The sequence below is a fragment of the Alistipes sp. i18-0019-D1 genome, assembly GCF_042852885.1.
Lineage (GTDB): Bacteria > Bacteroidota > Bacteroidia > Bacteroidales > Rikenellaceae > Alistipes.
The window spans coordinates 1280766-1296215 of the sequence record NZ_AP031424.1 but is presented as its reverse complement, the minus strand read 5'-3'; the positions used below and the strand labels follow the sequence as shown (position 1 = coordinate 1296215).

At 54.6% G+C, this 15450-nt stretch carries 14 protein-coding genes and 1 pseudogene; 2 read left to right on the top strand and 13 right to left on the bottom strand.

Annotated elements, in window-relative coordinates; translation table 11 throughout:
* Positions 1-1090: 1090 nt before the first annotated feature.
* From ACGHP5_RS05250 to ACGHP5_RS05190, 13 genes are all read right to left on the bottom strand, one after another.
* Positions 1091-2140, bottom strand: coding sequence for a type II secretion system F family protein (locus ACGHP5_RS05250; RefSeq protein ID WP_337755975.1), 1050 nt, complete (start codon positions 2138-2140; stop codon positions 1091-1093).
* Complete coding sequence (locus tag ACGHP5_RS05245) at positions 2124-2609, bottom strand: hypothetical protein (protein ID WP_337755974.1); 486 nt, start codon at positions 2607-2609, stop codon at positions 2124-2126. Before ACGHP5_RS05245 ends, ACGHP5_RS05250 begins: the two co-directional genes overlap by 17 nt.
* Positions 2597-2944: a hypothetical protein gene (locus ACGHP5_RS05240; RefSeq protein WP_337755973.1), complete on the bottom strand. Its 348-nt coding sequence runs from the start codon at positions 2942-2944 to the stop codon at positions 2597-2599. The genes ACGHP5_RS05245 and ACGHP5_RS05240 overlap by 13 nt, the downstream gene beginning before the upstream one ends.
* Positions 2932-4140, bottom strand: a complete 1209-nt coding sequence (locus ACGHP5_RS05235; RefSeq protein ID WP_321590100.1) for a hypothetical protein — start codon at positions 4138-4140, stop codon at positions 2932-2934. The genes ACGHP5_RS05240 and ACGHP5_RS05235 overlap by 13 nt, the downstream gene beginning before the upstream one ends.
* Positions 4137-4601: a hypothetical protein gene (locus ACGHP5_RS05230; protein ID WP_337755972.1), complete on the bottom strand. Its 465-nt coding sequence runs from the start codon at positions 4599-4601 to the stop codon at positions 4137-4139. Before ACGHP5_RS05230 ends, ACGHP5_RS05235 begins: the two co-directional genes overlap by 4 nt.
* Positions 4601-4993, bottom strand: a complete 393-nt coding sequence (locus ACGHP5_RS05225; protein ID WP_337755971.1) for a hypothetical protein — start codon at positions 4991-4993, stop codon at positions 4601-4603. Before ACGHP5_RS05225 ends, ACGHP5_RS05230 begins: the two co-directional genes overlap by 1 nt.
* 4 nt (positions 4994-4997) lie before the next feature.
* A complete protein-coding gene (locus ACGHP5_RS05220; RefSeq protein ID WP_337755970.1) occupies positions 4998-5492 on the bottom strand; it encodes a hypothetical protein in 495 nt (164 codons plus the stop codon).
* Complete coding sequence (locus ACGHP5_RS05215) at positions 5489-6439, bottom strand: hypothetical protein (RefSeq protein WP_321590099.1); 951 nt, start codon at positions 6437-6439, stop codon at positions 5489-5491. Before ACGHP5_RS05215 ends, ACGHP5_RS05220 begins: the two co-directional genes overlap by 4 nt.
* Positions 6436-8301: a type II secretion system protein GspD gene (locus tag ACGHP5_RS05210; protein WP_337755969.1), complete on the bottom strand. Its 1866-nt coding sequence runs from the start codon at positions 8299-8301 to the stop codon at positions 6436-6438. The genes ACGHP5_RS05215 and ACGHP5_RS05210 overlap by 4 nt, the downstream gene beginning before the upstream one ends.
* Before the next feature lie 3 nt (positions 8302-8304).
* On the bottom strand, positions 8305-9723 hold the full coding sequence (locus ACGHP5_RS05205) for a GspE/PulE family protein (RefSeq protein WP_337755968.1): 1419 nt from the start codon (positions 9721-9723) through the stop codon (positions 8305-8307).
* Positions 9714-10088 (bottom strand): hypothetical protein, encoded by a 375-nt coding sequence (locus ACGHP5_RS05200; protein ID WP_390568184.1) that lies wholly within the window; start codon positions 10086-10088, stop codon positions 9714-9716. Before ACGHP5_RS05200 ends, ACGHP5_RS05205 begins: the two co-directional genes overlap by 10 nt.
* A 98-nt stretch (positions 10089-10186) precedes the next feature.
* Positions 10187-10606 (bottom strand): type IV pilin protein, encoded by a 420-nt coding sequence (locus ACGHP5_RS05195; protein WP_337755966.1) that lies wholly within the window; start codon positions 10604-10606, stop codon positions 10187-10189.
* A 141-nt stretch (positions 10607-10747) separates the two neighbouring features.
* Positions 10748-11401: a hypothetical protein gene (locus ACGHP5_RS05190; RefSeq protein WP_337755965.1), complete on the bottom strand. Its 654-nt coding sequence runs from the start codon at positions 11399-11401 to the stop codon at positions 10748-10750.
* An 838-nt stretch (positions 11402-12239) separates the two neighbouring features.
* Between ACGHP5_RS05190 and ACGHP5_RS05185 the strand changes: the two are divergent.
* Positions 12240-12377: pseudogene (locus ACGHP5_RS05185) on the top strand (type II secretion system F family protein); the annotation flags it as partial.
* Between the two features lie 24 nt (positions 12378-12401).
* Positions 12402-15443, top strand: coding sequence for a hypothetical protein (locus ACGHP5_RS05180; RefSeq protein WP_390568182.1), 3042 nt, complete (start codon positions 12402-12404; stop codon positions 15441-15443).
* Positions 15444-15450 lie beyond the last annotated feature (7 nt).

The window sequence follows — 15450 nt, the reverse complement described above, 5'->3', positions numbered from 1 at the left end:
ACAATACGGCTTTCGATGGCGAGGCGCTGCCCGCTGCAATATTATAACTGTTTCTCGTTAAATACTTTTTTCTCTATCATGATTTTATGTCTTAGGTTATTAATTACTCGTTTTTTGTAAAGCTATTTTAGCACAACTTAGGCACGCTCCTACAGAACCAACTTTACGCGAATTTCGGCCAGCTTCGTCGTGTGCGCTGAATATATTGCACTTGGTTCCAAAAGCTTTCATAATTGCCCGGTTTATCCAATATAGCGGTATTACCTCATAAAGCACTCGATATGTGTACTATTCTTGGATTTAGTAATTAACAATAGATTTCGTAATTTGCCTCAAAGTTTGAGGTATGCAAAAAAGTGTGGAAGTTCTGACCGAGAGAAAATGACTTTCTTCAAGGCAAACGGCATTGTCTGCGGGTCCAATTACAACGTTAAACTCAAGTCGACAGCCAAGTCTGAAGACATAAAGCGGTAGGCTTTGTTGATGTATTTGGAAGGTCTGGGGTTTCATTTTTAGCTCGATTCAGGCGAAAAACAAAATGCTGCTCAAAATCAGTAGAAATGATCGAATTGGCCCTTAAATTATTCTTCGCACGTAGAACTAAATCTCTTTACTAACGATGCATACTAACTAAGACTGTTCAAAATTTGATCCGAATAAGCAATCATATAGTAGTTGTTCGATAACACATCAAATCTATTCCATTTTGTTGCCGAAACAAACATATAAGTCTATCTATAGTAAATCGCCGGAAGTTTCACCGACAGATTTATTGTTGGTAATTTGGCTATTCTATTGCCTGGTAAGAAGTCGCAAGGTGGGGCCGGTTCTTCAGAAGATGGGTCGTCATTGGATGATAACCGGGTATTCCGAAGCGTGTCCTGTTGCTGCTTCTGAGCCTGAATTGGCTCTGTGTATACCAGCAATGCAGTTGACAACGCTGCCAAAAAAGAGTAAAAGTTTTTCATTTGATGAAGGTTTAGAGTTAGATAGTTGTAGTTTCCGAAAAGATTGCATTTCAGAGGACAGGCGCCCGTATCAAAACATTTTCCATAGTTTTGCATTTTAAGAGGTGAACATCAGGATTACTTTACCCCATTATTCCTCCGAGTCGGAACATGGGCATGTACATGGAGATGAGGATTATGGCGACCAAGAGACCGACCAGGAGGATCAGGGCGGGTTCCAGAAGCGAGCCCATGCGTTTGATCCCGTATTCGAGTTCGTCGGTGAGCGATTCGCCCTGGCGGCGGAGCATCTCTGCAAGGCGGTTGGTCTCCTCGCCGACGCGGATCAGGGCGGTGAGTTTGCGGTCGTACAGCCCCGGAAAGCGCGCCACGCACGCCGAGAAGAGTTCCCCCTGTTCCAAACCACGGCAGATCGAAGTAAATGACTGCCGGTAGGGATAGAATCCGATCACGTCGGCCAGCATTCCAACACCCGTGAGCAGCGGAACCCCGGACGTGCAGAGCAGGCAGAGCAGTTTGCAGAACTGTGCCTGGTGGTTTTTGCGGATAATAGCGCCCGCCACGGGCAGACGCAGCAAAAATTCTGAGGTCCATCGTTGTACTTCCTTTTGGTTTCGGTTCGTATAGAGAAGCGCGTAGGCCGTGATGCCCACAACCGCGATTACGGCGGCATAGGCGGGGAACGATTTCGAGAGCGAAATGATCCACCGCGTCAGAGCCGGGAGTTCGCCGCCCATGCGGGCATAGACCTGCTCGAACATCGGCACGATCACCGCCAGCATGAAGGCCACGACCATCACGGCCGTACAGAGGATCACCAGCGGGTAGCTCACCGCCGAGGAGACCATCCGCCGTTGTGCGGTCCGCTTGCGATAGTAGTCGCGCAGGAAGTCGAGCGTCTCGGCGAGGCGGCCCGTCTGTTCGCCGATGCGCACCACCCCGCAGTCCAGGGGTCGGAACGCCCCGCTGCGCTCCATGGCCTGCCAAAGGGCCGAACCGCCCACCACCCCGTCGTAAAGGCCCTTCAGGAGCCCTTTCATCCGCACATCCCGCTCGCCCTCGATCAGCAGCGCAAAGGCATGTGAAAAATCCAGTCCCGCAGTCAGCAGTGCGTGCAGTTCGGCGTAGAATACCTCCCGTCGCGCATCCGTTATCTTACTTTTCGTAGTCATAGCCTTCTTCGATCTCTTCCAGCGATCTTCGGTATTGCTCCCGGGGCGGAAGTTCTACCGGGAAGCGGAGCGTGAACCCCTCCGCAAGGGCGACCTCCAAGGTATCGGGGGCACTCCCGGAGAGCCGCAGCCCGGCCACGCCCGTCAGCAGCGTATCCCGGAACTCCCCGGAGCGGTAGACCAGCGCCGAATCGCATAACGCCAGAGCCGACTCCCGACTGCCGTAGTAAACCGCCACTCCTTCGCGTCCGGTACGAATGCTGTCGGCAGAGGCCGCCAGCGACTCCAGCCGGAAATATCCGTCGCGACGGCGTCCGTTTTCCAGCAACGCCTCTGCACGCCGGGCCTGCAGGCGGGTAAAAAGCGTCAGGCCGTCCATCACGGCGAAGAAGACGATGCCCGCCACAAGCATCATCACCAGCGTTTCGACCAGCGTCGAAGCACGCAGCGTGTGGTTCAGTCCCGGCATTCGACCAGCTGTTTAAGGGCAATTCGTTTGCGGCTGCCGTCGATGCGCGCCGAGACGGTCACGACCTGCAGGTCCGAAAACCCGCGGTAAGCTTCGACCCAAACCATAACTGTACCCCAGTCGTACGCCTCGGCATAGTCGCCGCAGGGCCACATGCCGGTGGCGTATTTGTCGAAAGCCCGCCCGACGCGGTAGTCGGCCTCGGCCACCAGCAGCGCGTCGTCATCGCGCACCGTCAGACGCGGCAGCAGCTCCATCACCACGGCAAAGACCGTCAGGAACAGTACGGCAGCCACGATGGCTTCCAACAGCGAGGCTCCTTTCAGTCGACGCATGCCGCCTCCTTTCTCCGCGCAGCCGCCAGCCAGAGGGGCTGGGCCGTCACGGGATTTTTGAGCAATGTCACATCATAGAGCATATCCTTATAGTAGCCTTGAGGCGAGAAGTAGACCGACTGCCGCAGGAAAGCCCGCCCCGCGACGATGCCCTGCACCTGGGCCACGCCGTTGACCCACACGAGACCCCTCAGGCGCGCCGTACGCGACTGGCGGTAGTTGGCCGTAATCTTTTTGCGGCGGACCGTATCGCAGACAACGGCATAACCGTTCACCTCGGCCCGGTCACCCACCTCGGCATATTGCTGTGCATAGATTCCCGAGGGGTATTCCAGCACGGCGCGGGGTTCGACGACGAGCGTATCGCAGGCAAACAGTTGCGCGGCGATGCGCGCGCCGCTGCCCACGGTAATCTTACGCGCCACGACGAGCAGATGCTCCATGTGGCACGTAGAGTCGATGCGCAGGCAGTCGGCATAGAGCACGACGCGACCGCGGAGCGCACAATCGCCCACCTCGGCATTGCCGAGGCGGAAAACGGCAGCGGAATCGCACCGGAAAGAGCAGGAGAGGCTGTCGGGAAGTGCATCCGACGATCGCCCGAGCGGGGTAAAAAGCGCGGCCACACGACGCAGGACCTCCGCATCGGGCTCCGGAAGCCTGGATTCGGAGCGCAGGATGGCCGTGCGCAGGAGTTGGGGACCCCGGTAGAAATCGGAACCTACGCGTCCGTAGACCACTCCATTCTGCGGCAGGCGCAGCGCTCCCTGCAGGAGGGTTTGCCCGGCAAGCGTCACCGCCGAGCGGTTGTCGGCATAGAAGAGCGTGTTCGAAGCGTCGGGTTCCGCGCCGTACAGACGACAGGTTGTGATAAGTGAATCGGCTGTCCGGACCCGCACAGCTTCGTACAATCCCCACGGTTCCGCCCCGACGAAGACCCGCGACTGCGGCAGGGAGTCGCAGAGCCGGAAACCATCTGAAGCGGTCAGGGCATCATTATCCGGATGCAGTCGCCAGAGGGCATAGGCCGATTCGACATCAGCACGCGCCTGCCTCAGCCGCCGGCTGCGGGCGAAGAGCAGCGACTCCTGTTCCCAGAGCATCACCAGCCCCAGCAGTGTCGTCAGCATCACCACCGACACCACGACCACCGTAGGCAGCACGTTCCCGCGCAGGTATGTGCCCGGAGGTTTCATAGCGCACACCGTTTTACGCCGTATGTCACACCGTCTTTACACAGGTAGAGCGAATCAGCGTCGAAGTTCGCGAGCACGAACCCTCCGGCCGAATCCCCGCGCCGGAGTTCATACTGCTGATCGCCAAGGGTCAGGATATGAAGCGGCTGCCCGGCGGAGGTCACCGTTCCCAGGTGGGCGATCTTCACCCGCTCCCGTTTTACAGGGGCGGCTTTCGGCGCCGGGAGGTTCCGCACGGCAGGGCGCGGGGCCGTCACATGGCGCGGCGCGCCCTTCAGGAACGGGTCCGGGTAGTCGAGTCGCAGGGTATCGGCCGCAGGTCGTGCGGCAGCAGGCTGCACGGGCTTCGGGCGGGCTGCCGGGGCGCGGTCGTCGGCAGGAGCGAAGATCTTCCACGCCACGATGCCCCAGACCGCCGCAACGGCCGCCAGCAACAAATATGTCGTCCAGCGCGACTTCATCACTCAGGGTCTTCAGGGGTTTCCGGGACTGCGACGGTCAGGCTCCGGACTTCGGTGCGGGTCCTGTAACCGCCGTTGAAGCCCGTAACCGACCATTCGTACTCCCCGGCCGTGAGGTCCACGCGGCATCCATAGCTATGGGAGAGCGAATCGGCATAGATCACCGTATCGGCGACGATGCGTTCCGCGGCCCCGAACGAAGGCGCGACCACCGTAAATTCGTAGCCGGCGGCATATTGCATGGCTGCCCAGCGGAACTCCACCCTTCCGGGAGCGAGCGTCGTCCGGTCCGCAGGAGCGGTAATCCGCACCTCCTTGCCGGAAATATCCTCTTCGAGCACCTCGCAGCCGACGGCCAGCAGGGCAAATAAAACGGGCAGCAGTTTATTCATGGCGTTATTTTTTAAGTACGATTTGCTGGATATAGAGGGTCAGCGTCAGTTGCATCCGACGCGTCCGGCGTTCCGGCGCGGCCTGCCAGTCGAGCGAACGCAGACGGCAGGCGGGGAGCGTGCGTTCGAGCGCATCGACGACCTGTAGCAGCGGCCCATAGCCGCCCGTCAGGGTCAGCTGCGCGGTATGCACCGCCACGCCGTCGCGTTCCGCCGTGACGAGCGGTTCATAGCCCGCGACCTGCACGGCATGTTGCGCGGCGGCGCGCCGCACCGTGTCGAGCAGTCCGCCCGATAGGATCAGTTCGCGGTCTCCGGCATGGGGCGCCGCAGGCTGCGCCGCCATCAGGGCGAGGGTTTCCAGCTGTGCGGCCAGCCGCCGGCAGTCGCTCCACGCCGTAAAGGTGTCGTGCAGGGCGAAGTGCCACGCCATCCACGGCAGCACCACGGCCAGCCCGGCCAGCAGCACGATTCCCCGGTATTTGTACGGCAGTGTCATAAGGCGGTCTCGATGCGGAACGCCAGCCGGTCGCCGTCGCGTTCCTTTTCCACATGGGTGAGCCGCACCTCGCGCCAGCAGGCCGCCGCAGGAAGTCGCTGCACGAATACCGAGATGTCGGCCGCCGCAGGAGCCGTTCCGCAGACGACGACCCGGTCATCGAGCCGTTGCAACGGTTTCCCCGCTTCGAAGCGTTTGGTGAGCGGCTCGACCGCCAGCTGCGTCAGCACGACCCGTTCGGGAACCGCCCCGGCGATACAGTCACACACCACGGCCCACGGCACTGCCCGACGCGTCGAAAACTCAGCCAGCAGTTCCCGCTGCCGGGCTCCCGCCGAGGCGGCGTTCGAGGCCGTACGTTCCCGGGCCGCGATCTCCTCCTGCAACATCTGCCGCCGGGCGTTCAGGTCCAGGGAAAGCATGGCATTGGCCGCGAGCACGCACAGGAACACCCCCAGCACCGGAAGCGCCGCCCGCCGCACCAGGGCCTGCGCCGCAGCCGAGGATTCAGCCGTCGGGCGTACAAACGTTCGCCAGCGCAGTTCCGCATAGAATTGCCGGGCAAACTCACCGGCCGTTTCGCCGAAATCCGCACCCGCGTCGGCACAGAAAATACGCACCGGAACAATGCACTCTGCGGCGAGTTCTTCGGTCAGTGGACCCAGATGCTCCTGGCGGACAAAGGAGGTCGCCCCACCCACGGAACTCCATAGGAATGTCTCCGGATCGGCCTTGATACGCGCTGTGATCTGCGAATCATCCGGTTTCGTGATGATCCCGTGGCCGGATACGACCACCGCCGCCAGTGTGTTCTTCGCCGCGCTCCGTTCGGCCGGAGTCACACCATCCGGACGCCACACGAAAACCTCCGTACGGCAGCTTCCGTCCGCGGCAAGCTCCGCCCGGACGAAGGAAATACGGTTCAGGATATAAGGGATCAGTTTCATTCTATGACCGTGGGTTTGATGAACACGTTGAGTGTGCGCTCGACCTTGTTGCGCTTCTCCTTGCCGAAGAACCACTTGATAACCGGGACGCGGGCCAGGAACGGAATGCCCCGCGACGATTTCTCCATCGAGTTGCGGTCGAGGCCGCCGAGGAGCACCATTTCTTCATTCTGCACCTTGACAATCGATTTGAAGCTCCGCGTGGCGGTTCCCGGAGGGGCATTCTCTTGTTCGCGGCCCGTGAACTCGGTCTGCTCGAACTCGATTTCGAGCGTAATCTGCCTATCGGTCGAAACATAGGGCGTCACCTTGATCGAAAGGTTCGCATCGACCGATTTCCACTGGTAGGACTCTGACGAAATGGGGTTCTGCGTGCCGTAATAGTTGTTCTGCACCTCCTTGTAATACTGCGTCTCACCGCTGGTGAGCGTCGCTTCGTGGCCGTTGAGCGTCGAGAGCTTGGGCGTGGATTGCAGGCGCACCGTACCGTTCTCCTCCAAAGCTTGCAGGCTCAGGTAGAAATTCGGCGTCACACGTCCCAGGTTTACCGTCCCCTGCATGCGTTGCAGCAGGTTGTTCACCGCTTCCGCGCTGTAAGTCATATCCACACCCGGCCCCAGCGTCCCGGAGGTTCGCACGGGTGATTTCCCGACACCGCCGCCGATACCGATCTCCCGGATATTGCTTTTCGTAATGTCGGCGATAATGATTTCCATCGTCACAAGCGGCACGGACTTGTCCACCGATTTGAGGAACGTCTCGACCCGCGCCACGTCCCTCCGGTCGCCCGAAAGGATCAGGCTGTTCAGGTCCGGGAAGGTCTTCAGTTCGACGCCCTGTTTCAGCGCCGCGGGGATGATCTCCTCGACCTTTGAAACAGCCCGGAAAGCCAGCGGAACGATCGTCGCCGAGGAGAGCCCGTCGCTCTGCGACGCCCCGAAGACGTAGATACCCCGTTCGCAGTAGTAGGAATACGGCGAGCCTTTGAGCAGCACGGCCAGCAGCGTCTCGAAATCCGTATCGTCAACCCAGATGCCCGTGGTAAGGCTCACCGGGGACTTGAAGTAATAGTTCAGGCCCAGTTGTTCGCAGAGGTCCAGGATAACGTCCTGCACGCTCCCCCGGGCGATATGCGCCGTGATGCGCCCCAGCGAATCGGCCTGCAGTTCGTTTTGCGAGAACTGGCGCCGCCGCGTATAGGACGGCCCCGGCGAACCGCCTTCGGGCTGCGAAGCCTGCTCCCGGTAGAGGGTCCAGACCTGCGAAGCGTCCTTCTCGGCCACAAGGCCGTTGACCGAAGCCAGCGTATGCAGGGCCCCGTCGAAAGGCATTGCCCGCACATAGCCCGAGACCTTATAATCGTACAAAGGCTGCGGAACGATGATATTCCGTCCCGAAAAGGTTGTGATCTTCTTCGCCACGTCAATCAGCCGCTCGCCCCGCAGGTCATAGAACAGCGTCGTGTCGGCGGCATTGTAGAAGATATCCGGGTCGGGCTGCGGCTGCGGAACAGATGCGGTTGGAAAGACCGAGAGGATATTGCCCGTGGTCTCCACGTCGAGCCGGTACTCCCGGCAGAGGAAGCGCACCAGGTCGTCGACACGCGCCCGGGTGAAATTGCACGACACCGGTACGTTCTCGACGCTCCTCACGCTCAGGTTGACGCTGCTCGCACGCGCAATGTTGCGCAAGAGCTCCCCAAGAGGCAGGCGCCCCGCCGTAACGTCTACCGTGCGGGCGAAGGTCGAATCGCGCTCCACAAGCGCCTCCAGCGTGCGGTCGATGGCCACAAAGCGGGCCGAGTCGCTCTGGGCGGCACAATAAGCGGGAAACAGCAGGAACAGCAGGCACAGGTATTTCATAGGCTAATAGTTCAACAGGGGAATCAATTCGTCGAGGGAGGTTTCGCCGCGCAGGAAAAGCCCCACGACGGCGTCTTTGAGCGAAGGGATGCCGCGTGCGGCAAGCAACGGGGCGATGTCCGCAACACCGCTGCGTGCCGCAGCCGAAAGTTCGTCGTCCATCGGGATCACCTCATACACGGCGCGGCGACCGCTGTAACCCGTATAGAAGCACCGCTCGCACCCCACGGCTTCGAAGTGGGCTTCGGCATCCGGAACCAGCCGCCGCACCTCGTCCGTTGCCGCGACCTCCCGTTTGCAATGCGAGCACAGCAGGCGCACCAAGCGCTGCGCGACGGTCATCACCAGCGTATTGGCCACCAGATAGGGATGCACGCCCATGTCCGACAGGCGCGCCACGGCGCCCCATGCCGTATTGGTGTGGATCGTCGAGAACAGCAGGTGGCCCGTCAGCGACGATCGCACGGCCATCTGCGCCGTATCGCCGTCGCGAATCTCGCCCAGCATGATGATGTCCGGGTCCTGCCGCAGGAACGTGCGCAGCGCACTGCCGAACGTCAGCCCGATCTCCTCCTTCAGCTGCGTCTGGTTGACCCCTTCGAGCGTATACTCGATGGGGTCTTCGATCGTCAGTATGTTGTCCGACGTGCGGTTCAGCCGCCGCAGCGTGGCGTAGAGCGTCGTGCTCTTGCCCGAGCCTGTCGGTCCGCAGATCAGCACCATGCCGAACGGCCGTGCGATCGAACGGCAGTAATCGTCGTACTGGCGTTCGGAAAAGCCCAGGTTTTTCAGTTCCAGCAGTTCCACATGGCGGGTCAAGAGGCGCAGCACCACCTTTTCGCCGTAGATCGTCGGTAGGGTCGAAACACGCACGTCGAATTTGTTTCCGTCGCGGTCGTAGAGGATGCGCCCGTCCTGCGGCAACCGTTTTTCGGAAATGTCGAGGTTTGCGAGTATCTTGATCTGGTTCACGAGCGGCGCATACTGCGTCCGCTCGACGACGTAGCGTTCTGTGAGTTTACCGTCGATGCGCAACCGGATGCGGCAACGCTCCTCATAAGGTTCGATATGGATGTCGCTGGCATAGTCGCGGAACGCCTCGCCGACGAGCGACATCAGGAAGCCCTGGCCCGACGAAATATCCGTCAAGCGGCCGGTGGCCGGGGCTTTGGAGGCCGTATCCGGGCGGTAGTATTGCAGCAGCAACCGCTGCAGGTCCTCATTGGCGACCGGCTCGACCGTGACATGCCAGCCGTAAAGCACCTCCAGTTCCGCGCAGGCGTCGCCGTAATCCCGGTCTGCGGCCCCATAGCAGCAGACATCCGCACCCTGCCTGCGAACCGGGACAAGTTGATACTCGCCGGCTTCGGAGGCGCTCAGAAGCTGGATGACCTCGGTAGGGATTGTGTGCGTCAGTTCCATAATCCGAAAGTTTTACATAACACATAAACACCAAGTACAAAAGCCATTATTCCCGCGAAAGGGATTGTTTCGGTGCGTTTCACCATCCACCAGGCCAAGGCCGCGAGGCAGGAGACAAGCAGGAAACGCACATAGGAACCGGGAACGAACAACGGAACGACCGCAATCATCATGACGATATCCCCCAGTCCGAAACTCTGCTCAAAAAACGTTCGGACCGGCCGATGGCGAAGCAGTTGGTATCCCAGCATGGCCGCGCTGAAGATCACAAGAATGCCCGCATTGACACCTGCATGCAACAACATCGGCCGAAATCCAAAAGAGGTCCATCCGACTGCGACAGCCTCACCGCAGAGAACTGCCAATGACCAAACCGATACGCACCGCATTCGGAAATCGGTGTATACGAGCGGTGCTGCCGGAACCAGCAACAGCAAATAAGGCCAAAGGGGAGGCATAGCGGTCAGTCTTTGACGGTTTCTTTCAATTCCTTGTCCTGGTTAATCTCCCAGACATTATACGTCCCGTCGCCATCGAAATCCACAACGGCGGTGGCCGTGGCTCGGAAACCGTGCTCCGAAGCCTCGACGATCTCGATCAGGTAATTGGCCTGACCGCCGTCCGTGACCAGCTTCGACTGCTCGAAACCCAACTCGTCCAGCGAGGGCGTATAGCGCGAATAGGTATAGAAATTACTCTTCTGGAGCGTATGCAGATAGGTCAGTTGCTGCTGGGCCTCGGTGGCTTTCGCCCGCGAAATCAAGGGCATCAGGTTCGGCAACGCGATCAGAACTAGAATACCGATAATAACCAGCACAACCAGTAATTCTGGCAAAGAAAAGGCTCGGAGACGAGAGAAAACAAGAGATGGGGATTTGCTCATAATCGGGGAATACATTAATATAGCAAAATTAGGCAACAATCTGCAAGATAGAACGCAAACCGGCCAAAATCCAATACTTACAAAAATATCACAATGATCTGATTATCAATGCAAACTAAAAGAGAATATATAGACAGAAGCTTACGTCGGATTATTGTGATCAATTATCCGTTTTTTACCTCTATTTTTACGATGTTTAAAACCGACCGCCTTATTTATTCCTTGTTTGAGTTTAGCCTGAATACGATGGTACTTAACATAAAGATTCCCGACCGTCTTCATATTGTAGATAGTACATAATTCACGATGTGTAAATCCTTGATCGAGAAATGTGCATAAGAATCGTTCATCTTCTTTTAAATGTGAATATTTCTTATCTGAGATATCTATCAAATCGTCGGATTTTAATTGTCGGATATTAATCCTATCTTTGAATTTCTCAAAGAATACTTGTGGAGACTCGTTGTATACATAACCCAAATCCAACAGGCTCCGAATCAACCGAATCTGTTTGTCTATTCTTCGTTCCATAAAACGGACACGACGACGAATACGGTAAATTGAGTAGTACAGAAATACGATCAGCAGGATTAAAACAACGATAGTACCGCCTGCAAGAATCAAGACTGTAATGAGCTTCGAAGGGGAGCTTTCCAATTCCGGGTCCGGTAAAAAAGAGTAGAATGGATTGGCAAATAATTTGCCGCTACAATACGGATTATTGCGCAGTACCGGACACCAACGCAATAGGACAAATGCGGAACATGTACCGCAGAAAAAGAATAAATGCTTCATATAGTTACTTTTAAGTACCTAAATAAAGCACGAACTATAACAAGTCCTCTCTCAGGAATCTCCAAAAACCTATGTAAAAGACAAGTTAAGTTCGTGCTGTTTTATTTGCACGAACTACCCTTGTTTATCCTTTTACATCTTGATAAATCTGGAGAATTTAAGAGAGAGGAATAAACGCTGTTAGGCTATATTTCAATATTTTCTAATACCTATTACATAATATCAATTAATATAACAAATATACGAAAATATATCCATTTCTGACGTTCAAACCCAAATATGTTAACTCTCGGGATTTAGAATAAAAAATAGAGCTTCGAAATACCGCTCCGGTATGGTTGCTCTGATGTAAGATTTCGCATACACATTTCTCAATATTATATACTAATAATCAACATATTACATCTGCGATTGTAAGCATTGAATTCCGGCTGATTTTCTTCGCATCTTATCATTTGTTATTTACCTTTGAGATACCCGTCAACCTTTGAATTCGTACAAACTTGGTTGCCGGATTATCCTGTTTGCATCGGGCTTTCTACTGATTGTTTTTGATAATTATCGCTGTTCGAGGCCCTGTTTTGGGAGTCGAATCAGTTCCTTCAATTTCTCAGATGAAAGCAGCAGGTACCTTGTGTACAACTCTAAATAGGAAGGAGGTATAATAATGGACATTTGAATGTTGACTAAAACTTACCGCAACCAAAGTATCGTAACTTATTTTCGACAAGCGTGGCGAAGATTTTATGATTGGAAACAGACAGTTCTGATCCGTGTCGGCGAAGAAACCAACCGCCTTCCCGAGATACTCCGCCGCTAGGGCGAGTCGCTCTCCGAAGAGCTCGAATACCGCATCAAGCGCATGGGCGCAATGCTTGAACCCGCCCTGATCATGCTCGTCGGACTGCTGGTCGCCGTGATTCTCATCTCCATGTACATGCCCATGTTCCGACTCGGTGGGATAATGGGTGCCTGAATCTTAATCTTCAAAACCTGCAAAATGAAAACCTTATTGTCTATTTTACGTATTATAACAGCATTCTGTGCGTTCAGATTGCTGATTACAGCAATGCCGTGTTATGCCCAGGCATGGGATGGCCGCGAAATAATTCCGGTCGCCCCTGATGCATGGAACTTTTTGAAATACGGTGGAAATACCGCTCCCGATCTGTATACCGGGACGCTTCACTTCAGCATTCCGTTGTATAGTTACACAGATCCGGATTTCGAGATTCCTTTATCGCTCGATTACACAACGTCCGGATTCATGCCTAATGCGACGACCGGAACGACCGGAATGGGATGGACGCTGAATGCCGGAGGCTATATCTCCCGTGAGGTAAGGCAAGTTCCCGATGGGAGCGATTCCAACTTATCCGGCTCACAGGAATATGCCTTGGATTCATTGACCGGAAATCCATTCGGGCGTAACCCTCACAATTTTGATCAGGAAACGGGAACTTTCTATTATTATATCCCTGGTGGGGGAGGAATGGATGCGAAAAAGGTCGAAACCGAACCCGATGTTTTCTCTTTCAAATTCAACGGCCATTCCGGAAAGTTCATCCTTGCCCGGATTCTCGAAGAGAAATCGCAGAGCATTCAGGCATTTGTCTATGGTACGGCACAACCTGCCGGCGAATACAGAGTAGATGCCGAATTGTTCGGCATGGGTGAGTTTCGCTTCACAATCGTGACTGGAGACGGATTCAAGTACCATTTTGACCGAATGGCAGGTCAGGATGACTGTTGGATTACTAAAAGGTCTTGGGGTAGCGGTGACGATGTGCCTTCGTCATCAGGTACCTCCGTGACTTGGTCTCTGGTGTCGATCGAGGCTCCGAATGGCCGGAAGGTCCGGTTTACATATCGCCTATTCTCCAGTGCGGCATGCGTTAAACCGTCGGTTTCCCAGGGAACTTGCCATTTTCAAAAAAGTGATGATTCTCCCTTTCTTCCGGAACTTGAAACCGAGTTGAATACCTTTCGGGTTGCATCGCATAATATTTATCAGAACAACTATGCTGTTCTCGATTCCATCGTTGTCGAAGATGCCGGACTGGTGATTAAGAACAGGTACAGCACCAGATTACAGACGGAGGGATATATGCGGTCCAACGCGTCTTCGTCCAAAGAGTTATTGTGGCCTATGCAAAAACTGGATAGCATTGAGATCCGGGATGTGATTCGGAACAGGCCGTTGAGGAAGATTTTGTTCTCCTATAAACATCCTCAAAACCTGAATAGCAATCCCGTTCTGATACTGAAGAATGTATATATATCCGGGGAGGGCGATTATTCGATGGATTATAACAATGAAGATGGGGAGTTCCCCTATCAGGGGACTACTTCCGTCGATCATTGGGGATATTACAATGGTGGTGGGAGATATGATGTCGATGATTTTTTGCCGCAAATATCTCTCGATGACAATTTGGTTCAAACCGTAACCAACGACGTACGCGAACCGAATTTTTCGGGATCCATCATGGGCACTTTACGAAAAGTCAGGTATCCGGCAGGAGGCTGGACCCGATTCGAATATGAGCAGCACGACTATTCCGTTTGCCTAACGCGAGATTTGAGCAGCAACAATCTGCCGTATCTGAAACCTACCGGAACTTCATTGCCGGCAGGTGGGGTCAGAATCCGTAAGATCGTCGATTATCCCTCTGTGTCGGATTCGACCTGCCGGGTATATACCTATGAAAACAAAGGACTAAGTTCCGGACTCATATTGCGCTATCCGCAGTATTTCCAGATCGTGATGAATGAGGCTTATTCCGGAGGTAAGAGGACTTTCATTATATATGCAGTACGTGCTTCCTACGGTTTTTATGCACATACGCAGGACCGGTCTTATATCTGCTATCCCGATGTTGTTGAAACGATGGGCAACGGAGCTGTTACGAAATATCATTTCAGCAGCTATTTGGATGCCGAATGCCGGGATTTGTTCCCGAACGAAGAAACGGAAATGCGAGCCGTAGAGGCGGATACGTATTATAATTCCTGTGTGCATGCCGCTTACCTTGAACCGGATTCGCGGCATGCTTTAAGAGGCAAGTTGCTCCGGAAGGAAAGTTATGTGAAAGACCAGTTCAGTCCCTGGTCGGTGGAACGGTATAAATACCGGGTGCAGGGACCGACGCCGCCCTATTGCACCAGCGTAAAAAATGCGATCAGCAAACTGTACGTTTCGAAAAACTATCTGGACAATTGCTTGGCAGATGAGTGGTCATGCACTTATTTCGAAGGTCAAGATTCGCTGATGATTCATAAAAAATATAGTTACAATCGGCTGAATCAGCAAACCGGGGTTTGTACGACCGATTATGGGCTTAAAACTTCGAGGATTTCAGAACGTCTCTACCTCGATGACATCGTTTCGGATTCCGATTCGGTCCATCGGTATATGAAGGAATTGAACGTCATCCGGTTTCCGGTTAAAACACTTACTGCATTTTTCGGAGCGACGGATCCTAGCCGAATTGGATACGAGTTGACGGACGGAACCTATTATGAATTTCAGAGAAACGGCAACATGATTTGTGTCAGCAGTGTGAAGAAAGCCAAAATTCCGCCGGCAGGAAATGGTTTAGGTACATTTTGCGGATTCGATTTCGATCACTTGCTGATTACGGCTGCGTCTTACCGATATAACCACAAAAATTATCCGGTGGAGATACGAAACCGGGCGGACAGACCTACCTGCATCGTATGGGGATACAACGGTTTGTATCCGGTAGCGAAAATCGAGAATTGTTCCCTCTATGAATTCGAAAAAATTCTGCTTTCCAGTCATCAAGGCTACGTTTTCAATGCGGAACTTCCGAGTTCCCTTCAATATGTCATTTATCAGCGCAATGATATGGAGATGACCGCCTATGACTATATACCGAATGTCGGGGTGACGTGTATTCGGGACCCAGCCGAACGTTGTACTTATTACGAATACGATCATGACGGGAAACTGAGTTGTATTGCGGATGATAAGTTGCGGTTGGTAAAAGCATTCAAATATCATATCAAGAACCAGTAAAGCCGAC

What these genes read in the sequence shown, in the direction of transcription:
- ACGHP5_RS05250 (WP_337755975.1), bottom strand. Translation starts at nt 2,140, where the DNA reads ATGACTACGAAAAGTAAGATAACGGATGCGCGACGGGAGGTATTCTAC.
- ACGHP5_RS05245 (WP_337755974.1), bottom strand. Translation starts at nt 2,609, where the DNA reads ATGCCGGGACTGAACCACACGCTGCGTGCTTCGACGCTGGTCGAAACG.
- ACGHP5_RS05240 (WP_337755973.1), bottom strand. Translation starts at nt 2,944, where the DNA reads ATGCGTCGACTGAAAGGAGCCTCGCTGTTGGAAGCCATCGTGGCTGCC.
- ACGHP5_RS05235 (WP_321590100.1), bottom strand. Translation starts at nt 4,140, where the DNA reads ATGAAACCTCCGGGCACATACCTGCGCGGGAACGTGCTGCCTACGGTG.
- ACGHP5_RS05230 (WP_337755972.1), bottom strand. Translation starts at nt 4,601, where the DNA reads ATGAAGTCGCGCTGGACGACATATTTGTTGCTGGCGGCCGTTGCGGCG.
- ACGHP5_RS05225 (WP_337755971.1), bottom strand. Translation starts at nt 4,993, where the DNA reads ATGAATAAACTGCTGCCCGTTTTATTTGCCCTGCTGGCCGTCGGCTGC.
- ACGHP5_RS05220 (WP_337755970.1), bottom strand. Translation starts at nt 5,492, where the DNA reads ATGACACTGCCGTACAAATACCGGGGAATCGTGCTGCTGGCCGGGCTG.
- ACGHP5_RS05215 (WP_321590099.1), bottom strand. Translation starts at nt 6,439, where the DNA reads ATGAAACTGATCCCTTATATCCTGAACCGTATTTCCTTCGTCCGGGCG.
- ACGHP5_RS05210 (WP_337755969.1), bottom strand. Translation starts at nt 8,301, where the DNA reads ATGAAATACCTGTGCCTGCTGTTCCTGCTGTTTCCCGCTTATTGTGCC.
- ACGHP5_RS05205 (WP_337755968.1), bottom strand. Translation starts at nt 9,723, where the DNA reads ATGGAACTGACGCACACAATCCCTACCGAGGTCATCCAGCTTCTGAGC.
- ACGHP5_RS05195 (WP_337755966.1), bottom strand. Translation starts at nt 10,606, where the DNA reads ATGAGCAAATCCCCATCTCTTGTTTTCTCTCGTCTCCGAGCCTTTTCT.
- ACGHP5_RS05190 (WP_337755965.1), bottom strand. Translation starts at nt 11,401, where the DNA reads ATGAAGCATTTATTCTTTTTCTGCGGTACATGTTCCGCATTTGTCCTA.
- ACGHP5_RS05180 (WP_390568182.1), top strand. Translation starts at nt 12,402, where the DNA reads ATGAAAACCTTATTGTCTATTTTACGTATTATAACAGCATTCTGTGCG.